Below are 25,968 nucleotides of genomic sequence, written 5' to 3' on the forward strand. Positions count from 1 at the left end.
CGCCTCCTGACGGCCTAGGGGTCGTACGACCTTCCCTGCCACATTACGTGTGTCAGCCCGCCGTGGGAGAGGGGCCGGGGTCCGGATGTTCGCCGGATCGCTTGTCCGTCGAGCACACCTTGCTATCAGGCAGGATCAATCCGTAGCGCTCTGCCAGCCGACTGCTGTCCAGCAGGCATCCGTGATAGACCACCTGGCTCACTCCTGGTTCTCGCCTCAACCTGGTCACCATCTTGCTCCAGTCGGCGTCAGGCGCCAGCTTGATCCTGAACGATTGGGGCATGTCGCTGACTTTCGTGGCGCCGATCAGCGTTTTGTTGTCTTTGTACAGGCGGCGGAAGTTCTCGTAGGCCTCCTCCTGGCTCTCGAAGACCGCCTCCTTGGCGTCAGGCATCGAGGCGATCAGCTTCTGGACGGCCGCCATCTGCGCGGGCGTGACGCCCTTCCCCTCCTTCGTGACGGTGAAGCTGCCCTTGCCGTCGGACTTACGCTCGGCGCCGCAGGACGGCATTCCCGACGAGGGGGCGCAGAGGAAGACGCTCACATCCCATTTAGCCGCCGAAGTGGCGTTGTCGGACGTCACTTCGTGAACGGTCAGGATCCCGGGTACTCCTCGCAGCGCCTCCTGCACACGGCGCGGATCAGTGCCCTTCGTGAAGGTCAACCTGAACGAAGCGGGGAGGTCTTCGGCGTCGACGGCGGCCAGCAGCGCCTTGTTGTGCGCGAAATCGCGCCGGAAGTCGGGGTACCCCGCGGCCTGGTCCTCGTAGGACACCTCTCTGATCCCCGGCATCTGCTTGACCTTCGCCGCGATCTCCTTCTTCTCCTCATTGGTGGCAGCGCCCTTGCAGGACGTCCGGTCCCGGTCCGACGACTTCGCGCACAGGAAGACGATCATCTTCCGCTCGGCGGGCGCCGGATCGGCCGCCACCGCGCGGTCCTCGTCGCCCGGACCGCTCAGGAGCCCGACAGTGGTCGCCGCCCCCGCGAGCACCACGGCCGCCGCCACCGCCACCAGCCGGAAATCCACCCTGGACCGCCGCCGCTCCCGTGCTCTCAACGGCCTGAGCGTGCCGGCGTCCACCGTCGCCCCCGCCTCGGCGAGGGCCTCCCGCAGCCTGTCCTCCATCGCGCTGTTCATGAATCCTCCCCGAGTGTCCTGCCGAGGGCGGCCAGCCCCCGCGCGATCGTGGACCTGACCGTGCTGGCGCCGATCCCCATGGTGTCGGCGATCTCCTGGTCGGACAGGTCGAGGTAGTAGCGGAGCGTGAGCGCCTCCCGCTGCCTGCGCGGCAGCTCACGCAGGGCGAGCAGCACCCCGCGCCGCTCCTCGCCCACCAGCGCGGCACTCTCCGCCGACCAGACGGGCGGCTCGTACGGCACCGCCCGCCGGAACACGGTCGCCCGCCTGCGCAGCACCGACCGGCACCCGTTGAGCACCGCGGAGCGGACATAGGCCAGCGCCTTGTCGGCGTCGCGCAACCGGCCGCGCCCGGCATGGGTGTGCGCGAACGCCTCCTGTACGACGTCTTCCGCGGTCGCCTGATCGCCGACCATGATCAGGGCCAGCCGTACGAGGCCCACGTGGTGCTCGGCGAAGATCGACGCCACGTCTATTCGCTGCCGCGCCCGGGCCTCTTGTTGGGTGAGTAGTTCGACTTCCACGTATCAGAGACGCCCGTCAGCCCCATCTGCTGCTCGCGTCACCTGACGGGTTCACTGACGCGGCGCGCAGACCTTGCTGTCGGGGAGGTCCTCACGCCCGTACTCCGCGAAAAGCTTGGTCTGGGCATCCATACACCTCTGGTTGTACACCTGACTCACCCCTGGCAGCCGCGCCAGGCTGCGGCTCACCGCGTTCCAGTCGGTCTCGGACCGCATTTGCAGCCGGTACGCCTCAGGAATGTCCGACATCCGGGTGACGTTCACGAGCGACTCGTTGTCGGCGTAGGACTCGACAAAGTTCCGGTACGCCGTCGCCTGGTCCTCGAAGATGTACGTCTCGACCCCAGGCGTGCCCTCGATCGCCTTGACCACGGCCTTCTTCTCCTTGAGGGTCGCGATCTTCCCGTTCGCCCGGCCGCGACCGGACAGGCAGGCCGGCATGGCCGAGTCCCTCACGCACAGAAAGATAGAAATATCCCATTCCGGGGCCATAGGCTGCGTATCGCCATACAGCACGGCTTGGTCGATGACGTTGCCCACCCCGGGCCGCCGATACACCGCCCGCCGCACCCGATCTTGGTCGGCACCATTCTTCAGCCGCAGGCGGAACGACTCCGGCAGATCCTTCGCCCGCACGGCCTTCAGCAACGCCTTGTTGCCGGCGAAGTCCCGGCGGAAGCTCTTGTACGCGCTCGCCCGATCCACGAACCGGACGTCGCTCAGCTCCGGCCTGGACTCCAGGAACGTCCTGAGCGCCTGCTTCTGCTTCGCCGTGGCACCGCGCTTGTGGCAGCCGTAGGTGGTCGGAATGCACAGGAAGACGGTCATCTCCCGTTCGTCGCTCGCGCTGATCTCCGGGGCGGTCACCGGGTCCGCCGCAGCCGGCGTACCGACGAGGATCGACATCCCCGCCAGCAGCGCGACGATCAACGAACGTAACGCCCGGGGCGCCTCTCCAGCCACTCCGCTCCTCATCCGCACGCGATCGACCCGGGCAGCCTAGTGCCCCTTGATCACGGGTCAGGAACGCAGCGACAGCATCATCGCCTCGACGGCCATCTGCGGGTTGACGTTCGCCGCCAGCCGCTCCCTGCACTGCATGATCGCGTCGATCCGGCGCAGCGTCTCATCGGGCGTGGCCGCCTTGGCCAGCTGGTCGATGTCGAAGCGGAGATCGTCGTTGGCCAGCTCGACCCGGGCCCCGAACTGCATCGCCAGCACGTCCCGGTAGAACGACACCAGCTCCAGCAGCGCCGCGTCCAGAGAGTCGCGCTTGATCCGGGTAGCCCGGGACTTCTGCCGGTCCTCCAGCTCCTTCAGGGCCCCGGCCCCACCGCGTACCAGCCCTCGGTTGAGCCCCTTGCCCGTGGACCCCTCGCCGTAGAGCTTGCGCAGCTCGGTCGTCTCGTTCTCGTTGAGCGCGGCCGTGGCCGCGGCGGCCTCCTCCTCCGCCGTCTTGACCAGGCGTTCGGCGGCGGAGACGCACTCCCCCACCCCGGTCAGCGAGCGCGGGATGCCCAGGACGGCCTCACGGCGCCGTCTGGCGCCCTCGTCGAGCGCCAGCGCCCGCGCCCTGCCGATGTGCCCCTGAGCGGCCCTGGCGGCGAACCTGGCCACGTCCGGCGGCACGCTGTCGCGCGTGGCCAGCACATGCGCGACGGCCTCCGTGGCGGGGGTGGTCAGGTTGACCACCCGGCAGCGCGACCTGATGGTGATCATGAGGTCGTCGGGGGCGGGCGCGCACAGCAGCCAGACCGTACGCGGGGGCGGCTCCTCGATGGCCTTGAGCAGGGCGTTGGCGGCGGACTCCGTGGCCCGGTCGGCGTCCTCGAACAGGATGACCCGCCACCGCCCCTGCGTCGGCGCCCCGGCCGCGCGCAGGATGAGCTCGCGGGTCTGCTTGACGCTGTAGGACAGGCCCTCGGGGCGTACGGACTCCAGGTCGGGGTGGGAGCCGATGAACACCTGATGGCACTGGTCGCAGTGGCCGCACCCGCCGTCGGGACAGAGCAGCGCGGCGGCGAAAGCGCGGGCGACGTCCTCCCGGCCCGAGCCCGGTGGGCCGGTGAACAACCACGCGTGCGTCATGCCCGCGCCGCGCCCGCCTCCGACGACCTCCCCGGCCGCCGCCGCGGCCCGCGACAGCACAGCCACCGCCTGGTCCTGCCCGACGAGGTCATCGAAAACTGCCACGACGTAAGGCTAACCGCCGGCGGCAGCCCCCACGCCCGTACGCGGGGAAGGGGCTAGTCGCGGATAGTGGGCATCGTCCAGTCGCCGCGGATGGCGGGCATCGTGCCCGTGGCGTCCTCGGACTCCTGCGGCACGGGGTCCGGCAGGAGGTCGCGGATCCGGTCCTGGATCAGCTGGGTGATCACCTCGGGCGCCAGCGTGCCGTCCACCACCAGGTAACGCTCGGGCGCCGCCGCGGCCAGTGCCCGGAACTCCTTGCGTACCCGCTCGTGGAAGTCCAGCGGCTCCGACTCGATCCGGTCGGCGGCCCCGCCCAGCCGGGTCAGCCCCACCTGCGGCGGGGTGTCGATGAGCACCGTCAGGTGCGGCACCAGCCCGCCGGTGGCCCAAGAGTTGATCTTGGACACGTCCTTCGGGTCGAGCGCCCGCCCGGCCCCCTGGTAGGCCAGGGACGAGTCCACGTAGCGGTCGGTGATCACGAGCGAGCCCCGGTAGAGCGCGGGACGGATCACCTTCTCCACGTGCTCGGCCCGGTCGGCGGCGTAGAGCAGGGCCTCGGAGCGTGCCGACAGCCCGCGCTCGGCCGCGTCGAGCAGGATTGCCCGCAGCCGCATGCCGACCTTGGTCGAGCCCGGCTCGCGCGTCTGCACCACGTCGTAGCCCTGGTCGCGCAGCCAGATGGCGATCAGCCGCGACTGGGTGGTCTTGCCCGACCCCTCGCCGCCCTCGAACGCCACGAACAGCCCGGGCACCGCCTCGGCCGCCTCGGCCGGGAAGCGCTCGCCGCGCACCGCCGCGATCAGGTCGCCGGCCAGGGAGACGCCCCTCCTGTCGTCCATGTGGCGCAGCGCGAGGGCACCCACGATCATGGCGAGCACCCCGCCGATGACCAGCACCAGGTTGGAGCCGTCGAAGCGGTAGGCGAACTCGCCGAACCGCAGCCAGTGGACGTCGAAGATCGCCGCCAGCGGGTTGGCCACCGCGACCACGAGCAGCAGGGTCACCCGCGCCGTGGACTGCAGGAACGAGAACGTACGGCCTCGCAGCCCGTCCTCGACCTCAAGGCCGATCAGCGTGTAGCCGATGATCCACGCGATGCCCGCGCACGCCCCCAGCAGCACGGTCAGCATGACCACGATCGCCAGGTTGTGCACCAGCGCGGTGGCCACCAGCACGAGCCCGGCGAAAGTGACGGCCAGGCCGAACAGCCGCCGCCGCGACAGCTCGCGCAGCAGCCTGAGGCCGAAGAACATGCCCAGCGCCATGCCGACGAAGACCGCGCCGAACACGACGCCGTAGGCCGCGTCGCCGCCGCCGAGCGCCTCGACGTAGATCTTCGCCACGCCGACCACGGCCCCGCCCGCGGCGAACGCCCCCAGCATGCCGATGATCAGCCCGCGCACCAGCCGGTTGCCGCCCACGAACCGCCAGCCCTCGATGATCTGCTTGAGCACGGAGGGCGTGGAGATGGCGCCGTCGCGCCTGGGGATGTCGCGCAGCGTGAAGATCAGGACGGCCGAGACGAGGTAGGCGCAGGCGTTGACGACCAGCGCGAGCGACGTGGCGTCCTGGCCGGACATGAACGGCACCACGCTGGTGAGCACGCCGCCCACCAGCGACAGCGCCGCGAACAGCATGGCCGCGACCGGCGCGGTGCCGTAGGTGACCAGCAGGTTGAGCCGGTTGGCCGACTCGAGCTGCTCCTTGCGCACCAGGTTGGGCACCGTGGCGTCCTTGGCCGGGACCCAGAACAGGTTGACGCACTCGACCAGGACGGTCGCCACGATCACCCACTGGTAGCTGCGGACGAACGGGATCGACAGCACCACGGCGAACCTGGCCAGGTCGGCCGCGACCATCGTCAGCCGCCGGTCGAACCGGTCGGCGAACACCCCCGCGAGCGGCCCGAGCAGCACGGCGGGCAGCATCTTGGCGATGAACACCCCGCCGACGGCCAGCGACTGCAGCCGGTAGTCGCTCTGCGTGAGATTGCCGGCCAGGGCGGTCAGCGCCAGGAGGTTGAGCCAGTCGCCCAGGCTGCACACCGACATGGCCATCCAAAGCCGTCGGAACGGCGCATTGGCCAGCACGTGGGCCGGGCGGCTTCGGCCAGGGGCAGTCATGATTTCAGCGTATCCAGGAAGTGGGCGGACAACAGACCAGCCGGATATTCCCGGCGGACTCGGGGCTGAGGGTATTACGTTCGCGGGCCAGCGTGCAGGTTGCAGACCTCGAATAGGCCCCCAAAAGCATCATCAATTCATAACTCCGGCCTCAAGTCGGGCCTCTTCCACCAATGGCCCCCACTCCGCACGGATCTCCGCGGGCAGCTCCAGCTCGCCCCACAGCTCGACGAGCAGCACCCCGTCCACGTGATCGAGCAGCTCCTGGGGCTCGCCCTCGCACAGCAGCACGGTGTAGGCGGCCCGGCGGGCCTCCCGGTCGGCCAGGTCGTAGACCCGCTCCCGCAGCCGCACGACGCCCAGCGCCGCCCCGACCGGCAGCCGCCGCAACCGGCTCGGCACGTGGAACGTCCGCCCGTCGCCCGCGCGGGCCGCGAACTCGACCTTGGCCTCGAGCGCCAGCCGGAAGCCGGCCGCGTCGAGGATGCGCCCCGCGGTCTCCAGCGTCGGTGACTTCCTGCCGTGCTCATAGGCCGACAGCGTGGTCCTCGACGTGCCGCTCACGCTGGCCAGGACGCGCTGGTTCATGCTCGCGGCATGCCTGGCCTGCTTGAACAGCTGCCCGCCGCGCTGGGCCCAGAAGGCGGCGTGCGCCGCCTCCATAGGCGAGGAGACCATGCCCCACCTCCGATCAGTATCCGGTCGGATACTCTACGCCATCATGACCGGAAGTGACCAGCGGATCGCACAAAGTCAGCTGCGCAACTCCAGCAGCGTGATCTCGGGCGGCGCACCGACGCGCACCGGCGGGCCCCAGAACCCGGCGCCCCTGGTGACGTAGACCTGCACCCCGCCGACCGTGGCCAGGCCGGAGACGACGGGCTGCTGCAGGCCCACCACCAGGTTGAACGGCGCGATCTGCCCGCCGTGCGTGTGGCCGGAGAGCTGCAGGTCGACACCATGGCTTGCGGCCTGGTCGACCTGGACCGGCTGGTGCGCCAGCAGCACGGTGGACCGGCCGGTGTCGCGGCCGCCCAGCGCCTTGTCGAAGTCGGGCCCGTCGCCCGCGGAGACGCCGTTGAGGTCGTTGACCCCGGCGAGGTCGAGCACGGCGCCCTGGTGCCTGATCTCCACGCGCTCGTTTCGCAGCGAGCGTACGCCCAGCTGATCGAGCTCCTCGATCCACTCCAGGGGACCGCTGGGAGCGAAGTATTCGTGGTTGCCGGTCACGAAATATGCCCCGTAGCGGGACTCCAGGTTCTTCAGCGGCTGCGCCAGCGGCCCCAGCTGCGCCACCGACCCGTCCACCAGGTCTCCCACGATCGCCACCACGTCGGCCTCGAGACCGTTGATCATGCGGACGATCCGCTCGGTGTGCCCCCTGCCCGTGAGAGGCCCCAGGTGGATGTCGCTCACCACGGCGAACCGCAGGCCGCTGAGCCGCGAATCGAGCTTCGGCAGGGCCACCTTCACGCGTTCGATCACGGGGTCGCCCAGGGCGCTCGTCATGCCGTACCCGACCGTGCCCAGCGCTCCCACGCCCGCGATGGCGGCGGTGGTGCGCCCCAGGAAGAGCCTCCTGCTGATCGGGGCCACCACGGGAGCCGGCTCGGGAGGCGCCGGGGCGCCCGCCATGGCGGGCACGGGCACCGGCGCCGCCTCGAGCGTCACGGCCTTACGCGAGACCCTGCGCAGGACCAGCGCGGCCAGCGCCCGCGGCGCCTCCAGCACCACGAGGAAGACGATCAGGTAGAACATCAGCGCCAGCCAGACGTAGCCCGGCCAGGCCAGCCAGTGCCCGAAGTCCATCCGCGTGGCCGCGAACGTCGCCACGACGAGCACCGTCAGCCCCACCACGACCCACGTCAGCGCCTTGCGCAGCCGCCCGGGGCCGGTGGTGGAACGGACCATCCGCTGCCACAGGTAAAGGTGTGCCAGCAGGATCAGGCCCGCGAAGAACAAGACGATCACAGCATCGATGCTACTTGCGGGGCCGCGTCCGGCGGCCCCGCAAGCCTCGCGGCTCGCCTACGACTTGGTCGCCGGCTTCTTCGCGGGAGCCTTCTTCGCCGGCGCCTTCCTCGTGGTGGTCTTCTTGGGCGCCGGTGCCCGCTCGCGCCGCTCGGCCAGCAGCTCGGCCGCCCGCTCGGTCGTGATGTCCTCGACCGTGTCGCCCTTGCGCAGCGACGCGTTCGTCTCGCCGTCGGTCACGTAGGGCCCGAACCGCCCCTCCTTCACCACAATGGGCTTCTTGGAGCTGGGGTCGGCGCCCAGCTCGCGCAGCGGCGCCGCCGCCGCGGCCCGCCGGCCGCGCTGCTTCGGCTGCGCGAACAGCTCCTTGGCCTGCTCGATCGTGACCGTCAGCAGGTCTTCTTCCGAGGCCAGCGAGCGCGAGTCGGTGCCCTTCTTCAGGTACGGGCCGAACTTGCCGTTGGAGGCCACGACCTCCTCGCCCTCCAGCTCGCCCACGAGCCTGGGGATCGACAGCAGCTTGAGCGCGTCCTCGAACGTGATCGTGTCCAGCGACATCGACTTGAACAGCGACGACGTGCGCGGCTTGGGCGCGTCGGCCTTCTTCGTCCGCTTCTTGGGCGCCTCGTCCTCGGGCGGCTCGGGCAGGATTTCCGTCACGTAGGGGCCGTACCGGCCGTCCTTGGCCACGATCATGTTGCCGGTCACCGGGTCGCGCCCGAGCTCCCGGTCGCCCGTCGGCCTGGAGAACAGCTCCTCGGCCTTCTCCGCCGTCAGCTCGTCGGGCGTCATGTCCTCGGGCACGTTGACCCGCGCGCCGTCCCTGTCGAGGTACGGCCCGTAGCGCCCGACCCGCAGCACGATGTCCGTGCCCTTGACCGGGAACGAGCTGATCTCCTTGGCGTCGATGTCACCGAGGTCGGTGACCATCTCCTTCAGGCCCTCGTCGCCGTCGGAGCCGTAGTAGAAGCGCTGCAGCTCCGGCACCCGCTCGGCACGGTCGTTGGCGATGTCGTCGAGGACCTTCTCCATCTCGGCCGTGAAGTCGTAGTCGACCAGGTTGCCGAAATGCTGCTCCAGCAGGTTGACCACGGCGAACGCCAGGAACGACGGCACCAGCGCCGTGCCCTTCTTGAACACGTAGCCGCGGTCGAGGATGGTCCCGATGATCGAGGCGTACGTCGAGGGCCGCCCGATCTCGCGGTCCTCCAGCTCCTTGACCAGCGACGCCTCGGTGTAGCGCGCGGGCGGCTTGGTCGAGTGGCCGGCCACGTCGAGCCTGGTGACGCTGAGCGCGTCGCCCTCCGCCAGGTTGGGCAGCCGCTTCTCGGAGTCGTCGCGGTCGGTCGACGGGTCGTCGGCCCCCTCCACGTACGCCTTGAGGAACCCGTAGAACGTGATCGTCCGCCCGGAGGCGCTGAACTCGACGTCCTCGCCCGACGACGACCTGCCGCGCACCTTGACCGTGATCGACTCGCCGACGGCGTCCTTCATCTGCGAGGACACCGTGCGCTGCCAGATCAGCTCGTACAGCCGGAACATGTCGCCCGACAGCCCGGTCTCGCCCGGCGTGCGGAACTCCTCGCCCGACGGCCGGATCGCCTCGTGCGCCTCCTGCGCGCTCTTCACCTTGCTGCTGTAGACGCGCGGCTTGTCGGGCACGTACGCGGCCCCGTACAGCTTGATCGCCTGGGACCTGGCGGCCGCCACGGCGGTCTCCGACAGCGTGATGCTGTCGGTACGCATGTAGGTGATGAAGCCGTTCTCGTAGAGCCGCTGCGCCACCTGCATCGTGTACTTCGCGGAGAACCCCAGCTTCCGGCTGGCCTCCTGCTGCAGCGTGGTCGTCCGGAACGGCGCGTAGGGCTTGCGCGTGTACGGCTTGCGCTCGACGGACTTGACCGCGAACGACGCGCCCCTCAGCCGCCCGGCCAGCTCGCCCGCGGCCTGCTCGGACAGGTGGAGCACGTCGACGTTCTTGAGCCGTCCGGTGCTGGCGAAGTCGCGGCCCTGCGCCACCCGCTTGCCGTCGACCCCCGTGAGGGTCGCGGTGAAGTCGCGCGGCCGCTCCTCGGCCTTGTTCGTGTCGAAGAGCGCCTGCAGGTCCCAGTAGTGGGCCGGCGTGAACGCCATGCGCTCGCGCTCGCGCTCCACCACCAGCCTCGTCGCCACCGACTGCACGCGACCGGCCGACAGGCGCGGCTTGACCTTCTTCCACAGGACCGGGCTGACCTCGTAGCCGTAGAGGCGGTCGAGGATGCGCCGGGTCTCCTGGGCGTCGACCAGGCGCAGGTTGAGGTCGCGCGGGTTGGCCACGGCGTCCTGGATGGCCTGCGGGGTGATCTCGTGGAACACCATGCGGTGGACCGGGACCTTGGGCTTGAGCACCTCGCGCAGGTGCCAGGCGATGGCCTCGCCCTCGCGGTCCTCGTCAGTGGCCAGATAGAGCTCGTCGGCGTCCTTCAGCAGCTGCCGCAGCTTGTTGACCTGCGACCGCTTGTCGGGGTTGACGACGTACAGCGGCTCGAACTCGTGCTCGACATTTACCCCGAGGCGGGCCCATGGGGCGCCCTTGTACTTCTCGGGGATGTCGTCGGCCTTCTCCGGAAGGTCACGGATGTGGCCGATGCTCGATTCGACGATGTAGCCGCGCCCGAGGTACCCGGCGATCGTCTTCGCCTTCGCGGGCGACTCGACGATCACCAGGCGTGTTCCGCCGGCGCTGCCGTTCTTGGCTGGCACGCTGCTTCCTACCTCGCTGTTCGCTTTGCAAATCCCCCTGCCGGGAGTCGGCACAGACTGAAAGGTAACCCGACTCGCGGAAATTTCCTTCCCCCGGGCTACCCACTAGCTTCCGGGTCCACCCACAAGCACGCAGAATAAGGCCCATCGAGCGGCATGGCGCCCTGACTCACCCTGGAGACTAATCGTTGTGCTCGACTACTCCTACATGGATATCTTCATTCCACGCGATCTCACTCGCGAAGCAGCACGTCAGCTGCTGACCGAACACGCAGAGTACGGGCAGTGGGAGCTGGCCCGCGTACGCGTCTACCCCGACGGCAGCCGCCACGTACGGCTACGTCGCAAGGTCATGCGGGTACGCAGCACGCTGTGAACCCCGGACATGGCTTTGCCCGCCCCGGGCCGCGCCCCCGGAACGGGCAAAGCGTCTAACGCTGACCGCTCACAGGCTGTGAGCGGTAGCCGTCCTTGTTACGTGCTGCCTGATTCCCTTACTTCCGGCCGAACCGGAACCGGCGGGCGGTCCCGAACAGCGTCGCCGAGGCGGCGAACATCGCGCCGAGCATGAGGGCGAGCAGGGAGCTGGAGTTCATCCCCCCGAGGCCGGCGGGCTGCTCGGCGCTCATCAGGCCGCTGACCGGCAGGCCGCGGGCGGCCGAGGTGACGGCGCCGCCGACCGGGGTGCCGGCCACCAGGCCGGTCGCCGGGTCGAGCACGGACACGGCGCCGCTCGAGGAGGCGGGGCGCCCGGCACCGTCGACCTGGCCGGCCGCGTGGGTCTTCTTCTTCGGCTGGGCCGGGGTCTGCGCCTGGGCGGGCAGGCCGGGCAGCTCGGGCAGGCTCGGCAGGCCGAACGTCTGGGCGGCGTCCTCGACCAGCGGCACCGAGGTCAGACCCGTACCCGTGACCTCCTGCAGCTTGCCGGTCACGCCGAGCTGCTGGGGAACCCCGGCCAGGTCGTTGCCCTTCTGGGTGACGCCGGCGATGTCCTGCACGCCGCCCAGGGCCGGGACGGCGGGCAGCATGGGCAGCAGCCCGCCCTTGGCGCCCTTCCCGGCCGTCCTCTCGACGGCGCCGCGGACGTATCCGTGCCCGTACTCCGGCTTGCCGACGTTGGCCCCGCCGAGGCACCCGGCCGCGGCGTCGCCGAGGACGGCCGCCGCGTTGCCGCAGACGTTGATGGGAGCGGCGATCGGCGCGATGATCTGGTTGCCCGCGAGCACCCCGGCGCGGCCGGAGGTGGTGTTGCCGCCGCCACCGGTGCGGTCGACCTTGGCCCCGCCCTTGCAGTGGGCCTTGGAGGCGCCGAGCACGGCGGCCGCGTTGCCGCAGATGTTGATCGGGGCGGTGATCGGCGCGACGATCTGGTTGCCGCTCAGCACGCCGGCCCGGCCGGAGGTGCGGTTGCCGCCGGCGCCGGTGCCGCCGTTCTTCACGCGGGCGCCGCCCTTGCAGCCGGCGAACGCGTGCCCGACCAGGGCCACCGCGTTGCCGCAGACGTTGACGGGCGCGCTGATCGGCGCCACCACCTGGTTGCCGCTGAGGACGCCCGCCTGGCCGGAGGTGACGTTGCCGCCCGCCCCGGACCCGCGGCGGGTGTTCTCGACCTTGGAGCCGCCCTCGCACCTGGCGGCGGCGTTGCCCACGGCGTTGCCGCAGACGTTCACGGGCAGGCTGACCGGGGCGATCACCTGGTTGCCGCTGCCGACCCCGAAGCGCCCGTCGGTGTCGTTGCCCGAGGAGCCCACGGGGCCGTGGGGGCCGTGGTAGCCGTGCCGGCCGCCGCCGCCGTTGGTGACGCTCGAGCCGCCCTTGCAGCCCGCGAACGCCCGGCCGAAGACCGCGACGGCGTTGCCGCAGACGTTCACCGGCGCGGAGACCGGCGCCACGACCTGGTTGCCGCCCAGCACGCTCGCGTTGCCCGAGGTGCGGTTGCCGCCCGCGCCCGCTCCGGTGTTGTGGACGCTGGAGCCGCCCTTGCAGCCCGCCGTCGCGTCGCCGAAGATCGCGACCGCGTTGCCGCAGGCGTTGATCGGCGCCGAGATCGGCGCGGTGACCTGGTTGCCGCCGAGCACGCTGGCATCGCCGGAGGTGCGGTTGCCGCCCGCGCCGCCCTTGCCCTGGTTGCGGACGGCGGCGCCGCCCTTGCAGCCCGCGTCGGACCTGCCGACCAGGGAGACGGCGTTGCCGCAGGCGTTGACCGGGGCGCTGATGGGCGCGTTCACCTGGTTGCCGCCGAGCACGCTGGCGTTGCCCGAGGTGCGGTTGCCGGGGATGCCGCCCTTGTTGACGACCTGGGCGCCGCCCTGCGAGGAGGCCGAGGAGCTGCCGACCGCGCCGACGGAGTTGCCGCTGATGTCGATGGGCAGGGAGATCGGCAGGTCGACCTGGTTGCCGCCGCCGACGGACGCGTCGCCCGAGGTGTCGGCCAGGGCGGCGGTGCCGCCGCCGAACGACATGACGGCAACGGCGAGCAGGGCCGCAGGAGTAGATGCCTTTGCCCACGTACGCATGATGAATGCTCCTAGTGGTTCTTCTTGGGGGGATATCTTCTTGGGGGATAACGGAACGGTTCGCGGGCAGCCCGAGGCCGTGCGAGGTTTCGCGCACAGCGGAGACCTCGGATTCGCGAACAGCTGAACTGACGTGTTTGCGCACCCGCCGGCGGAGAGGCGTCTCAGACCGCGCTCAACCGCATTACTTCGGAAAGGGGCCGGTCAGCGAAGGACCGGCAGCTGCAAGGCGGGTCAGTCAGGCGAGAAGGAGGGGTCGTCCGCCGCTGTGCGGACGACGGGGGCGGGCACCCGCGCCAGGAGGGCGCGCAGCACCTGCAGCCGCGGGTCGAACACGGACCTCGCGACGTCCCCGGCAGCGGCCCCGAACGAGCCGCTGCCACCGCCGTTGGGCACCAAGCCATTGGTGTCCAGGATCTTTCCGGCGGTGGATGGCGATGGCAGGCCAGGATCCCGCTGGCTGTTGAGCCCGTCGACCGTACGCCCGGCCATGGCCTCGGCGTTGTCGTCCGGACTGGTGAGGGAGTGAGGCGCCTGAGCGGACGCGGCTCCGTCCACGATCTGCGCGGTCGTGGACTTCGCTTGCGCGTCCGCCGTCGGAGTCGCCACATCGGCCGCCGCCGGGGCGGCGGTGAGCATGCCGAAGATGACGGTGAACAGCCATCCGGCGGCCACCAGGGCGCCGAGCGTGACTGCCCGCACGACGAGCCGCCGGGCACCGGCCGCGAACCGCGCCATCCGGTCGACCCGAACGGTGGTCACGTCATGCGCCGGGACGGTCACGGGCAGGCGATGCGCACCGAGGGCCACAGCCCTCCGCTGCACCACCATGCGCGCCACGTGACCTCCCGCACTCCAGAACCGGCCTCATTTGTCGTGAGGCCGGTCCCTGGACTCACCCCTCAACGATCCGTAACCGTAGCAGCACTCAAAGTTGCCGCAAGGGCTTTTCATCGGAGACCCAGAAATTCGCCAAGTCCCCATCGACCAAACCACCACCAAGTGCCCCAAGGCCCTCTGCAGTACGCCGGCAACACCCCATCAGGAGCCCCTGCCTGCCCCATATCCCGGCCCGCGGCGACGCCCTCGGAGGGGTGAGCGGATTCTTGGTATGACGCACCCCGCAGAGTTTGCTAACCTTACTGAGCCGACGCGAGATGACGGTCCCGCGTGCAGGCACCAAGTCCGGGTGGCGGAATAGGCAGACGCGCTAGCTTGAGGTGCTAGTGCCCAGTGATGGGCATGGGGGTTCAAGTCCCCCCTCGGACACCATGAAGGCCCTGAGAATGTGCAGGTCACAGGCTCGGGGCTTTTTCATTTCAGCCTCCAGAACGAGCCGTGATACTCCGCTGATACTTGTGGGCCTGAGCACGAGGGTTACGCGCTCTCGACCAGGGCCGCGAACCAGTCGGCGGCCTCTCGCTGATTGCCGGGCATGACATGAGCGTAGACCCGGAGAGTGATGGCGGGGTCGGCGTGGCCGAGCCGCTCGGAGACCACCTTCACGGGCTTGCCACCCATGAGGAGGATCGTGGCGTGGGTGTGGCGGAGGTCGTGAACGCGGATGCGGGGCAGCGCCTCGCGGCCGGCCTTCTCGAACGCCCTCGCGCAGCGGCCGAGCTGGTCCTGAAAACCGCGCGAGAACCGCTCGGGGTGCCGGTGGTTGCCCTCCTGGTCGCCGAAGATGAGCGCGTCGTCCCGGGCGAGTTGTAGCGCCATCCCGCCCCGCTCGCGCTTGTACGCCTTGAGTAACGCCACGGTGGCCGAGTCGAGATCGACCACGCGGGGCTTGGCGGTCTTGGTGTCGCCCTCCTTCACGACGGCGCTCTCCCCCTTGATCCGCACGACGCCCACCGACCGGCGGACGCTGATCGTCCCGGCCTCCAGGTCGATGTGCCGCCAGCGCAGCGCGAGCAGTTCGCCGCGGCGCATGCCGGTGTGCGCCAGGAGGTGCCAGGCGACGTGCAGGTGGCTGTGGTCGCGCGACCAGGTCAGGAAGTCCTTGAGCTGGGCCGTCGTCCACGGGTGCATCTCGGGCGCCTTGGCCTGCTTGGCGGTGGGCGGCTTGGCCTTGTCCGCCGGGTTGCGGGCCAGCAGGCCGGCGTCCACGGCCTCGGAGAGTGCGGCGCTCAGGATGGTGTGGACGTACCGCACGGTGCGGGCCGACAACCCCTCGCCGGCTTTGTGGTCCTTCCGGCCGCTCTCTTCCAGGTAGCGGTAGTGCGCGGTCAGCTTCGGGCCGGTCAAGGCCGCGAGTGTCGCCTTGCCGATGTCGTAGGGCTTGAGGTGGAGCCGGATGTTCTTCTTGTAGCTCGCCAGCGTGGACGGTTCCAGCCTGAGCCCGGCGACCCACTCATCGAGGTACGCGCCGAGGGTCTGCTTGCTGGGCTGGACGAAGTCGCCCTTGTCCACCTTGCCGAGAGCCTCGCGTAGAGCCTTCTGCGCATCCGTCTGAGTCAGCCACGGCTGGTTGTTCTCGTCGCGGCGCCGCAGGACCTGCTTGGCCGACCCATCCGGCAGCGTGGCCATGAACTTGATGCCGTACCGTAACTGCCCCTTGGACAGCTTGTAGCTGAAGACCGATCCCTCCCCGGGCGATCGTCTCCGCTTGGTCGAACTGGTCACTCAACCTCCTCTTGATTCGTCTTCCAGCAACACGTCAATGTGGTCTAGGTCCTCAGGCAGCGGCGGTATCGCCGTCCACCCAAGGCGGCGTAGCTCCTTCCGAGTCCTGGCGATCTCGTATTCGAGATGGCGGGCCATCTTGTCGTTGGCGTCTATCGCTTCGAGGCGAGCACGGCGACCGTCCTCGTACTCCGCCTTCTGCGCTGCCTGACGATGGTGGGCGGCCAGCTTGATCGCTTGTTTCCGTTCTTCGATATAGCGCTGGTTCTGGCGTAGCAGGTCGAGCGGTCTCACCTCATCGCGCCAGACGAGCTCGTCCTTGCCCATGAGCTTTCTCGGGGAGGATGGCTCGCCCTCCTCACGCCTGTACAAGGGAGCGCTGCCCACGAACCAGTCGAAGGCGTCCCACACCGTCATGTGGGCGTCCGGCACCATCTCGATCATCTCGGCGTACCCCAAGGGAAGCACCAGAAGAATCGGCGGGACCCGCAAAGCCCGCGCCAGCACCAACAGCTCGGCCAGGCTGATCGTGGGCCGCCGGCCGTTCTCGAAGTTGGCGAGCACCGACCGGCCGATGGGTAGGCCCGCCTCCGCACAGGCATCCGCGAGCTGCTGCGCACTCAGCCCTCGGCGCTGCCGATGTCGGCGTACTTCACCAGCGACTACTCGGGCCAGGTCGGCCGCCCACTCTTCTTCTGACACACCACAGCACAATATCGGCGCATTTGACATCTTGCAAGCAGTTGCGGATCATCTTGCTCGTGAATGCCAAATCTCCACGAATCTGTCAGTCCACAGCACAGCGCTCAGACGACTGGCTCACCACGGCCGAACTGGCCTGCCTCGCTCGCGTCTCACTCAGCACCGTCCGCCGCTGGGCCCGGCAGGGCATCGGTCCTCGACCCCGCCGCGTCGGGCCGCGCCTGGTCCGGTATCACCGGCCGGAAGTGGAGACGTGGCTGACCGGCACAAGCAAGAAGGGAGAGGGCGCATGACGATCGAAGAACTCGGCGACAAGCTGTTCGCCACCGTGCCCGAGGTCGGCCGCATCCTGCGTGCTGACGAGCGCACCATCCGGAAGGCCATCGGGGAGGGGCAGATCCCTGCCACCAAGGTCGGGGCGATCCACCGCGTTCCGGTCGCCTGGCTACGCGGTCAGGCCCTGCTCAGCGCCCCTGAGATCGAAGTCGAGGTCATCAGCAGTGCAGCGTGACATAGAGAGAGGCGCCCCTCGCCACAAGGAGCGCCCCCAGAGTTCGGCAGCCTTCAGCAGCCCCGATCACCCCAGCGTACCCGCCGACGAGCTTCGCCGCCTGCTCAGCGACCTGGAGGAACAGCACCAGCGGGAGCGTGACGCCTTCCAGCAGGGGTACCTCCTCGGTTTCACCGCCGGCGAGGAGACTGGATACGGCCGCGCCGAGAACGACATGGCCGTCTACTGGGCCGCCATCGCCCGCAAGGTTCGTGCCACTGCCGACATGCCGTCCTACCGCGAACTCGAACTCGTCCGGTGGGACGGGCCGCGCGAGCGGTTCCGCCAGGCCCGGCCGGGTGACCGCCCGCGCCGCCACGAGCGAGGTGTGGCATGAGCATGACTCCGGCAGAACTGGGCGCTGGAGACGCCGTACGGGCTGCCGTTCTCGGGGACCCCGAACCGGCGAAGCCTCGGCGGCTCCACCTCACCCGTGCCTCGCTGATCGAACCCGAACTTCTCGATTGGGCATGGCGTGACGGAGAGGCTTGTCGCATTCCGGCTGGCGCGCTCACTGTTGTCGCAGGCCGTGAAGGTACAGGCAAGAGTTCCTTCGGTATCTGGCTCGCGGCCTGCATCACCCGCGGGACCCTCCCCGGAACGTTCTACGGCACCCCGCGATCGGTGCTCTATGTCGCGGTCGAGGACTCGTGGGCGCACACCCTCGTTCCCCGCCTGATCGCGGCAGGAGCAGACCTGGACCTCGTATATCGAGTCGAGGCGGTCGAGGCGGAGGGCATCCACGGTACGGTCAGCCTGCCTCGCGACAACGAGGAACTGCGCGAGGTCATCGCCGAGCACGACGCCGCCCTCGTCGTCCTGGACCCCCTCATGTCATTGATCGGGGGCGGGATCGACACCCACAAGGAACGCGACGTCCGCAAGGCGCTGGACCCACTTGCTCGTGTCGCCGACAAGACTGGCGCAGTCCTCCTCGGCATCGCGCACTTCAACAAGAGCAGCGGGACCGACGCCTCCTCGCTGATCACAGGCTCTGGCGCCTTCAAGAACGTCGCCCGCGCCGTCTTCGGATTCGCCCGGGACCCTGACGACGGCACGCGAGTGATGACCCAGAGTAAGAACTCGCTCGGCGGTGAGGACACCTTGCCGTCCCTGGCCTACGCCATCGAGCAAGTGGAGATCGAAACCCGCAAAGGCCCTACGGGCGTGGGCCGCCTCGTCTTCAAGGGCGAGACGGATCGCAGCGTTTCGGAGATCCTCGGCCAATCGCTGAGCGGCGAGGAGCGCCAGGAAAAGATGACGGCGGTCGAGTTCCTGAAGGCCCGCCTGGCAGGCGGCCAGAAGGTCCCCACACGGGAGATCGAGGACGAGGCCACGCAGGCGCACGGTATAAGCCAGCGCACCCTCCACCGGGCGCGTCGGGCCCTCGGCGTCATCGCCGAGCAGATGCCCACCGGCCACAACCGCAAGCGCGAATGGTGGCTCTCCCTCCCTCAGGATGCCAACAGGTCAGACGCCTGACCTCGGCAGACTGCCAGGTTGCCATTCCCTCTACGTCTACGGACGTTGGCAGCCTGGCAGTCTGCCTCCCCGCTTCACCGGATCACACAGTACGGAGGTTCTCGTCTTGACCACCGCGATGGCCGCCACCATCATGGGCGCCCAGCACGCCCTGGCTCTCCTCCTGGCCGAGTGGGGCCTACCTGACTCCGAGCGGAAGGCTGCCGACGCCGTAACCACCCTCATGCGGTACGGGCTGCGCCCCACCGCTGCACGCCCGGCCCTGCCCGTCCCACGTACGCGAGACGCGGCTGATCCAGGCATCGCCCACCGAGGTGCTGCTCACGCTCGCCGACTGCTGGCCGCTCGCCGTCAGGAGTGCAAGTAATGGGCCGCCCTTCCAAGCTCACCCCGGAGCTGCGTGACGAGCTGTGCCGGCAGCTTGAGGCGGGCCACTTCCTCGGCACTGCCGCCGACCTGTGCGGCGTGGGCCGATCCACCGTCCACAGATGGATGGCCCGTGGGGAGGAAGCGGACGCGCCCCTCGAATACCGGGAGTTTCGGGAGGCCCTTACGCGCGCACGCGCGCGTGCCGCGGATGTCCTCGTGTCGGCCGCCTTCGCCGACGCCAAGGGCGGTGCGCTCATTCGGGAAGTCGTCCGGCCCGACGGGGCGGAGGAGCGGACATGGACACCTCCGAACGGGCGAGTCGCCCTCGAACTGCTCGCGCGTATGCACCCGGAGGAATGGCGCCCGGTGAAGGCGGTCGAAGTGTCCGGTCCACAGGGCGGGCCGGTGCAGGTGATCCCCGACCAAGCGATCATCGAGAACATCCGGGCGCGGGTCGCGATGTCCAAGGCCCGACGGCAGGCAGAAAAGCAGGAGAGGATCTGACCACCCTTTCGGACTTTTGCGAGGCACCTACGCGCACGCGCGCGAGCGGAGGTCGCACGCGCGCGAGCGGAGGTCCCGGGCTGTGATCTGCAACGCAGCCTGATCGGGACCCCTGCAACATCTTCTGGCCGCATGTCACCCGTAGCGGCTCAGACCTCCCACAGCTACACCGGGCCACCACTCGGAGAGTTGGCCGTTCACGAGAAGCAGCCTGCCTCCCGCCGCGCTACGGGGGCAGGCTCAGCCGATCGCAGGTGTCTGGCCTCGGCTGGATGCGTCGGCGGTTTGGGATGTTTGCCGAAGTCCGGAGCGCTGAGGCGGGCTATCGTAATTGGATCGCCCGTGCAGGGACGTACGGCGCCCGCTGGTCCATGGCGGGCGCGCCCGAAACTGGGCACCAGCAGGAGCCCTACGACCTTCGGGTCGCCACCTCTGACGAGCAAGGACACCCCCAACCTATGGCAGTGACCCAGCAGGAGATCGAGAACCGCTTGTGGGATGCCGCCGACGAACTGCGCGTGGCCATGCCCGAGGCGCAGTACGCCTCCGTCATCTTCCCGCTGATGTTCTGGAAGTACCTGTCGGACACCTGGGAGCACCAGCACGAGCAGTTCCTGGCCGAGAACGAGGGCCTGGACGACCTGTCCGCCGAGGAAGCTCACGAGATCGAGTACCGCGACTACCAGTCGTTCGAGATCCCGTTCATCCACGCTGGCACCGTCCACCAGCGTCGCGCCTCCTGGACGTCCATCCTCGCCACCATCACCCAGCCGGGCCTCGGCCAGCGCGTCCGCGCTTCCCTGCAAGCCATCGAGACGGCCAACCCTGACAAGTTCTCCCGCCTGTTCGGGTCCATGACCTGGACCTCCGAAGAGGTGCTGTCGGGGGAGGTGCTGGCGGCGGTCATGCAGACGATGGACCGCACCCCGAAGATGCACGAGGGCAACATGTCCCACGACGTCCTCGGTGGGGCGTACGAGTACCTGCTGAAGCGGTTCTCCGACGGGTCCGGTACCCGAGCCGGCCAGTTCTTCACCTCCCGCGAGGTCGTCGAGCTGATCGTCGAGGTTCTGGACCCCAAGGGCTACGAGTCGGTGTACGACCCGACCTGCGGATCAGGCGGCATGCTCATCGCCTCCGCTAACCTCCTGAAGGCCCGCGGCGGGCGCGGCTACACGCTCAAGCTGTACGGGCAAGAGGCCGTACCGGACACCGCGGGTGTGGCCCGCATGAACCTCTTCATGCACAACCTCACCCAGTTCAAGATCGAGGTCGGCGACACACTGAAGGACCCGCGCTTCAAGAAGCCGGACGGGTCCGTCGCGCAGTTCGACGTGATCGTCGCCAACCCGCCCTACAGCCTCAAGTGGAAGCCCTGGAGCAACGACCCGCGTGCCCTTGGCGGGGTCGCCCCGCAGTCGACGGCGGACTGGGCGTTCGTGCAGCACATGATCGCCAGCATGAGCCCGAAGAAGGGACGCGCCGGCGTCGTCCTGCCCCACGGCGTGCTCTTCCGAGGCGGCCAAGAGGCAGCCATCCGCCAGCGTGTCCTGGACGATGACCTGCTCGAAGCAGTCATCGGTCTGCCTGCCAACCTCTTCTACAACACCACCATCCCCACGGCGATCCTGGTGTTCCGCGCACCCGGCACCAAGGACCCGGAGCGGCAGGGCGGCGTGCTGTTCATCGACGCCTCCAAGCAGTTCACCAAGGCCAAAAACCGCAACATCCTCACCGACACCGACATCGCCGACATCGTGACCGCCTACCACTCGAAACTGGACGCCGACGGCAACCCGGTGGACCCCGATGGAGATGGCGGACTCGCGGTGCGGTTCGTCCCCACCGCAGAGATTGCGTCGAACGGGTACGACCTGAACATCGGGCGGTACATCAAGCAGGCCGCCGCCGAGCAGGAAGACCTCGGCACCCTCATCGATGCCTACAACATCGCTCGTGCTGAACGCCAGAAGACCGAGCAGCGCATGCTCGCCGTCCTCGCCGATGCTGGAATCGAGGGCTTCGATGAGTGATTGGCAGCGGACCACGCTCGGGGAGGTGATGACCCAGGTTTCTCGTGTTATCCGAGTGGAGGACCTGACCGAGGCGCGATACGCCGGGGTGCGCTGGAATGCCGGAGGAGTGTACGACCGTGAGACGGTCCCCGCGCAAACCATCAAGGGCAAGGTGCTCTACCGGATCAAGCGTGACGACATCGTCTACAACCGGATGTGGGCGACCAAAGCCTCTTTCGGGGTGGTCAAGAACGACGCCGACGGCTGCCTCGTCACCAACGACTTCCCGGTGTTCACGGTCAAACGCGAGGCGATCATCCCGGAGTACGTCGAGGCCATCTTCCACACTGCTTCGTTCCAGGCCGAGGCGGCAGGCCGAGCAGTCGGCACCACAGAGCGCCGACGTCTCCATGAGCGGGACTTCGTGAACATCCCCGTCGTGCTGCCGCCCCTACAGACGCAGAAGAGGATTGTTGAGGTCATCAGCGCGATCGACGACCAGATCACGGCACTTGACGCCGAGGCGGGAGCGTTGGCAGCGGTTCTGCGTCGGCGACGAGCCGACCTTGTCAACAACGACTCGGGTAAGGCCGTGAGGGCCGAGCACGCCTTCGACTTCTCCACTGGCGTCCGCCGGACACCCGACAGGGCGACCGGCCGGTACATGACGCCCTACCTCCGTTCCGCGAACGTCGGCTACGGGACGCTCGACCTGTCCGACGTGCTGGAGATGAACTACGACCCGGTTGAGCGCGAGAAGTTCGGCCTCCGCTACGGCGACGTCGTGGTGTCCGAGGGCAGCGCAAGCGCGAATGCCGTCGGGATGCCCGCCATGTGGCGAGACGAGCTGCCGGGGCCTGTCTGCACCCAGATGACCCTGCTCCGTCTTCGGGCGCTGGAAGGGGTCTGCATTCCCGAGTTCGTCTTCCACTGGAGCATGTGGGCCTACGAATCCAGGGCCTTCCTCGACATCGCGGGGGGCACCAACATCAAGCACATCAGCGCCAAGCGGGCGAAGGGCATGACTGTGCGCCTGCCGTCGCTCGACCGCCAACGCGAGATGGTGGTCGAGCTTGACGCGATGGAGTCTGTGGTGAAGGCGACCCGCGCGGAGGCCGCCCGTCTCCGTGACGTTCGAGCGGGGCTGCTGGCGGGGTTGCTGGACCGCACCATCGAGATTGAGTCGGCCAAGCTGGAGGTCTGAACCGTGGCGAAGGGCATTCGGGAGCGCGAGTTCCAGAACCTGATGATCCAGTGGTCCCTCCCCATGGGCTGGACCTTCACCGCGGGCAGGGCGCTGCCGCGTGAGACGACACAGACGGTGCTGGCCGGCTTGATGCGGGACGCCATCGTCCAGTTCAACCCCGGAGTGATCGACGGGTTCGACGTGGACGCGGTGGTCGAGGAGATCACCGCCACGGTCAATGCCGTCGAGGGCGGGCTGGTGCGGGCCAACGAGCAGGTGCTGCGCCTGCTGCGAGGGCACAAGGAGTTCCGGGATACCGACGGCGCGTGGCACGCCCTGAAGATCATCGACTTCGAGCACCCGACCGCCAACACGCTGGTCGTGTCGGACGAGGTGACCATCACCGTCCCCGGCAAGACCTCCCGCCGGTTCGACCTCGTGTACTGGGTCAACGGCCTGCCCCTGGTTGTGGTCGAGGTGAAGTCGCCGACCGCGAATTCCGGATGGGCGGACGCCGCCCGCGAGATCAACGACGTGTACGCCACCGAGTACCCGTGGTTCTTCACCCCCAACGTCTTCGCCATCGCCTCCGACGGGCTGAAGCTGCGCTTCGGTGCCGCTGGCGCCCCCACGAACCTGTGGCAGCCGTTCCGGTCCACTGCCGACAACGAGAACCTGTCCGGGCAGGCCGACGTGCAGCGCTCCGTCGAACTACTGCTCAACCCAGCCACCGTCCTGGACATGCTGGCCAACTTCGCCTTGTTCGACACCTCCGGGGGTGGGGTGGACACGAAGTACCTGCCTCGCTACCCGCAGATGGAGGCCGCCCACCTCATCCACAAGCGAGTCCTGGCCGGCGGCCGGAAAGGGTTGATCTGGCACCACCAAGGCAGCGGGAAGACGCTGCTGATGGTGTTCGCCGCCTCACTACTGCTGGCCGACACCCGCACCGAGTCGCCCACGATCATCCTGCTCTCGGACCGGACCCAACTCGTCCGCCAGACCTCCGGGGTGTTCACCTCCGCCATGGGGAGCGCCTACTTCCACCAGCCCGCCACCAGCCAGGAGTTGCGTGCTCTGCTGGCCGGAGACGTGCGCGGCGTCATCTCCACGACCGTCCACAAGTTCGCCGACGCCGGTAAGAACCTGTCGGCCCGGGACAACATCATCGTGTTGGTAGACGAGGCACACCGCACCCAGTCCGCCCGGTCGACGTCCCTGGCCGGGCAGATGCGCGCAGCGTTACCGCGCGCGAAGTTCTTCGGCATGACCGGCACCCCCGTCAGGAACCTCTCCACCGACACCTTCGCCCTCTTCGGCGAAGAGACCGACCCGGGCAGGGTGCTGCACCGGTACTCGGTGTCCCGGTCTCTTCTGGACGGGGCCACCGTTCCGGTCCTGCTGGACCCGCACCCGGTCGCCTTCGATTTAGACGACCAGGCGTTGCAGGCTGAATTCGACCAGTTCGCCGACGACTTCGACCTCGACGACCCCGACCGCGAGCTCTTGTCCCGCAAGTTCGGGCGCCTCACCTCGGTGTTCGCCAACCCCGACCGCATCCACGCGGTCTGCCAGGACATCGTGGACCACTACCTGGCCGGCGCCTACCGCAACGGCCTGAAGGCCCAGGTCGTCGCCTACAACCGTGAGCTGGCCGTGGCCTACACGGACAAGATCAACGAGCTGCTGGCAGGCTTCGAGGCGTCACAGGTGCTCGCCGAGGTCGGCAAGCACGGCCGGATCACCGCCGAGGTGAACATCTCCGTCTCGGACGCCAAGGGCGAAGACCCCGCCATGCGCCCGTTCCGGCTTTCGGAGGCCGAGGAGGAGGAGCAGAAGCGGCGGTTCCTCACCCCGGACGACCCGCTGTGCTTTCTGGTGGTGACCGCGAAGCTGATGACCGGGTTCGACGCCCCCAACGAGGGCGTCCTCTACCTGGACAAGCCGCTGAAGGCCCACACCCTCTTCCAGACGATCACCCGCCCGAACCGTACCTGGGTGTCCCCGACAGGGTTCGTAAAGACCTCCGGCGTGATCGTGGACTACATCGGGCTGGCCGAAGAGGTGCAGCGGGCCGTCGTCGATCCCACCTCGCCGGGCACCGGTAAGGGCGGCGGGTTCGTCACCGACCTGTCCGAGCTCGTCGCCGAGTTCCGCACCACCTTCGCCCGCATCGAAGACCTTCTCGTGGACGTGGACGGCCTGGACCTCACGGTGCACGGATACGAGTCCGTACGGGCCATCAACGCCTTCCTGGACGCCAACCCTGGCGCCGCCGAGGTGTTCAGCAAGGACTACCGGCTCCTGGCCCGCCTGTATCCGCTCATCAGCACCGACAAGCGGGTGGCCAAGTATCGGGACGGTCTCGGGTTGTTCGGGTCCGTGTACACGACCCTGTTCAAGAAGTCCTCCGACGAGGAGAGGAAAGAGCGGCTGAGTGAGCTGGGACCGATGGTCCTGGAGATCATCAACGCCCACGTCCACTCCTTCTCCGTGGTCGCCACCCGAGAGGAAGCCCTTGTCCTGGACGCGCAGGGCATCGCCATCCTCAAGGAACTGATGGCCCTTGTCCGGCCCAAGCACGGCAAGGACGGCGAGGACAAGAGGCCGCCGTCCGCAGCGGAGATCTTGGACCACATCAAGGCCGCCCTCGAAAAGGGCGTCGAACCGGGCTCCGCGAAGTACACCGCCCTCGCAGAGCGGATCAAGCTGCTGCGGGACCGGATCATCCAGAACTCACAGGACGCCCTGGAGTTCCTGTCCGAGGCGCTCCGGATCGCTCGCGCCATCGTGAACGCCGGCAAGCACCCCGACGAAGCCGTCGTGCTGGACGACGACCACGTGGGTGTCCTATCGCAGATCATCCACGACCACGCACCTCCCGGCCTCACCATCACGGAAAGGAACCTGGCCGAGGAGATCGACCAAGTGGTCACCCGCACCCTCGCCCGGTCATGGGACAACGCCGACGCCCGCAACCGCGGCGTCCGCCGTGCCACCGCCGCAGTCTTCCGCAAGTACATGCTGAAGCCGGTAGGCGAGCCATACGACTCCACCGTCGCCTACATCGAAGCCCACTACCTAGTCGACTGACGAACAAGGGCCCGGCAACCTATGGCAACTGCCGGTACCCTTCACCCTGTTTAGGTCCTGATCTATCCCCAGCCACCTAATGGCCCCGTTGATCCGCCGCTCGATTCTGCTCGGATGGCCGCAGAGCGCAGTAGTACGGTGACGGAAAGGTTCGCCGGGTCGGGTGACACGCCGTCGGGCTTGCCTGGTTCGGTGGCGGAAGACGGAACCGGTACGGGATCGACGGCTGGAT

21 protein-coding genes and 1 tRNA gene are annotated in these 25,968 nt (G+C 68.6%); 10 read left to right on the forward strand and 12 right to left on the reverse strand.

Annotation, left to right across the window (positions count from 1 at the left end; translation table 11 throughout):
• Positions 1 to 52: 52 nt before the first annotated feature.
• From ACFKCF_RS13680 to topA, 8 genes are all read right to left on the reverse strand, one after another.
• On the reverse strand, positions 53 to 1,141 hold the full coding sequence (locus ACFKCF_RS13680; protein WP_394493514.1) for a permease-like cell division protein FtsX: 1,089 nt from the start codon (positions 1,139 to 1,141) through the stop codon (positions 53 to 55).
• Positions 1,138 to 1,665, reverse strand: a complete 528-nt coding sequence (locus tag ACFKCF_RS13685; protein WP_394493515.1) for a SigE family RNA polymerase sigma factor — start codon at positions 1,663 to 1,665, stop codon at positions 1,138 to 1,140. The genes ACFKCF_RS13680 and ACFKCF_RS13685 overlap by 4 nt, the downstream gene beginning before the upstream one ends.
• A 51-nt stretch (positions 1,666 to 1,716) precedes the next feature.
• Positions 1,717 to 2,595, reverse strand: coding sequence for a permease-like cell division protein FtsX (locus ACFKCF_RS13690; protein ID WP_394493517.1), 879 nt, complete (start codon positions 2,593 to 2,595; stop codon positions 1,717 to 1,719).
• 90 nt (positions 2,596 to 2,685) lie between these two features.
• Complete coding sequence (locus ACFKCF_RS13695) at positions 2,686 to 3,858, reverse strand: DNA polymerase III subunit delta' (RefSeq protein ID WP_394493518.1); 1,173 nt, start codon at positions 3,856 to 3,858, stop codon at positions 2,686 to 2,688.
• Positions 3,859 to 3,911: 53 nt separating this feature from the next.
• A complete protein-coding gene (gene tmk, locus ACFKCF_RS13700) occupies positions 3,912 to 5,981 on the reverse strand; it encodes a dTMP kinase (protein WP_394493520.1) in 2,070 nt (689 codons plus the stop codon).
• Between the two features lie 132 nt (positions 5,982 to 6,113).
• Entirely contained in the window at positions 6,114 to 6,659 is a 546-nt protein-coding gene (locus ACFKCF_RS13705; protein WP_394493522.1) for a helix-turn-helix domain-containing protein, read from the reverse strand.
• Between the two features lie 75 nt (positions 6,660 to 6,734).
• Positions 6,735 to 7,952: a metallophosphoesterase gene (locus tag ACFKCF_RS13710; RefSeq protein ID WP_394493524.1), complete on the reverse strand. Its 1,218-nt coding sequence runs from the start codon at positions 7,950 to 7,952 to the stop codon at positions 6,735 to 6,737.
• 57 nt (positions 7,953 to 8,009) lie between these two features.
• Positions 8,010 to 10,694: a type I DNA topoisomerase gene (topA, locus tag ACFKCF_RS13715; RefSeq protein ID WP_394493526.1), complete on the reverse strand. Its 2,685-nt coding sequence runs from the start codon at positions 10,692 to 10,694 to the stop codon at positions 8,010 to 8,012.
• Between the two features lie 208 nt (positions 10,695 to 10,902).
• Here topA and ACFKCF_RS13720 point away from each other — a divergent pair, with 208 nt between their 5' ends.
• Positions 10,903 to 11,070 carry a DUF5703 family protein gene (locus ACFKCF_RS13720; protein WP_225963818.1) on the forward strand — a complete coding sequence of 56 codons (168 nt, stop codon included), beginning with the start codon at positions 10,903 to 10,905 and terminating at the stop codon, positions 11,068 to 11,070.
• Positions 11,071 to 11,188: 118 nt separating this feature from the next.
• Here ACFKCF_RS13720 and ACFKCF_RS13725 read toward each other — a convergent pair whose 3' ends face one another.
• Complete coding sequence (locus tag ACFKCF_RS13725; RefSeq protein ID WP_394493527.1) at positions 11,189 to 13,210, reverse strand: chaplin family protein; 2,022 nt, start codon at positions 13,208 to 13,210, stop codon at positions 11,189 to 11,191.
• A gap of 234 nt (positions 13,211 to 13,444) precedes the next feature.
• The gene (locus ACFKCF_RS13730) at positions 13,445 to 14,041 is read right to left on the reverse strand and encodes a hypothetical protein (RefSeq protein ID WP_394493966.1); all 597 of its coding nucleotides are present in this window, start codon (positions 14,039 to 14,041) and stop codon (positions 13,445 to 13,447) included.
• A 352-nt stretch (positions 14,042 to 14,393) separates the two neighbouring features.
• On the opposite strand from ACFKCF_RS13730, the gene ACFKCF_RS13735 reads away from it, so the two are divergent.
• Positions 14,394 to 14,482: transfer RNA gene (locus ACFKCF_RS13735), tRNA-Leu, on the forward strand.
• Positions 14,483 to 14,587: 105 nt separating this feature from the next.
• Here the strand turns inward: ACFKCF_RS13735 and ACFKCF_RS13740 are convergent.
• Both ACFKCF_RS13740 and ACFKCF_RS13745 read right to left on the reverse strand, forming a co-directional pair.
• Entirely contained in the window at positions 14,588 to 15,835 is a 1,248-nt protein-coding gene (locus tag ACFKCF_RS13740) for a tyrosine-type recombinase/integrase (RefSeq protein WP_394493529.1), read from the reverse strand.
• Positions 15,836 to 16,537, reverse strand: coding sequence for a helix-turn-helix domain-containing protein (locus ACFKCF_RS13745; RefSeq protein WP_394493530.1), 702 nt, complete (start codon positions 16,535 to 16,537; stop codon positions 15,836 to 15,838).
• 59 nt (positions 16,538 to 16,596) lie between these two features.
• On the opposite strand from ACFKCF_RS13745, the gene ACFKCF_RS13750 reads away from it, so the two are divergent.
• From ACFKCF_RS13750 to ACFKCF_RS13785, 8 genes are all read left to right on the forward strand, one after another.
• On the forward strand, positions 16,597 to 16,830 hold the full coding sequence (locus ACFKCF_RS13750) for a helix-turn-helix transcriptional regulator (RefSeq protein ID WP_394493532.1): 234 nt from the start codon (positions 16,597 to 16,599) through the stop codon (positions 16,828 to 16,830).
• Entirely contained in the window at positions 16,827 to 17,048 is a 222-nt protein-coding gene (locus ACFKCF_RS13755; RefSeq protein ID WP_350770019.1) for a helix-turn-helix domain-containing protein, read from the forward strand. Before ACFKCF_RS13750 ends, ACFKCF_RS13755 begins: the two co-directional genes overlap by 4 nt.
• On the forward strand, positions 17,038 to 17,424 hold the full coding sequence (locus ACFKCF_RS13760; RefSeq protein WP_394493534.1) for a hypothetical protein: 387 nt from the start codon (positions 17,038 to 17,040) through the stop codon (positions 17,422 to 17,424). Before ACFKCF_RS13755 ends, ACFKCF_RS13760 begins: the two co-directional genes overlap by 11 nt.
• Entirely contained in the window at positions 17,421 to 18,569 is a 1,149-nt protein-coding gene (locus ACFKCF_RS13765; protein ID WP_394493535.1) for an AAA family ATPase, read from the forward strand. Before ACFKCF_RS13760 ends, ACFKCF_RS13765 begins: the two co-directional genes overlap by 4 nt.
• Positions 18,570 to 18,935: 366 nt before the next feature.
• Positions 18,936 to 19,442, forward strand: coding sequence for a hypothetical protein (locus ACFKCF_RS13770; protein ID WP_394493537.1), 507 nt, complete (start codon positions 18,936 to 18,938; stop codon positions 19,440 to 19,442).
• A 458-nt stretch (positions 19,443 to 19,900) separates the two neighbouring features.
• Complete coding sequence (locus ACFKCF_RS13775) at positions 19,901 to 21,475, forward strand: N-6 DNA methylase (RefSeq protein ID WP_394493539.1); 1,575 nt, start codon at positions 19,901 to 19,903, stop codon at positions 21,473 to 21,475.
• 55 nt (positions 21,476 to 21,530) lie between these two features.
• Positions 21,531 to 22,661, forward strand: a complete 1,131-nt coding sequence (locus ACFKCF_RS13780; protein ID WP_394493541.1) for a restriction endonuclease subunit S — start codon at positions 21,531 to 21,533, stop codon at positions 22,659 to 22,661.
• A 3-nt stretch (positions 22,662 to 22,664) separates the two neighbouring features.
• On the forward strand, positions 22,665 to 25,736 hold the full coding sequence (locus ACFKCF_RS13785) for a type I restriction endonuclease subunit R (protein ID WP_394493543.1): 3,072 nt from the start codon (positions 22,665 to 22,667) through the stop codon (positions 25,734 to 25,736).
• The last annotated feature ends 232 nt before the right edge of the window (positions 25,737 to 25,968 follow it).

The sequence above is a fragment of the Nonomuraea sp. JJY05 genome, from assembly GCF_043496855.1.
Taxonomy (GTDB): domain Bacteria; phylum Actinomycetota; class Actinomycetes; order Streptosporangiales; family Streptosporangiaceae; genus Nonomuraea.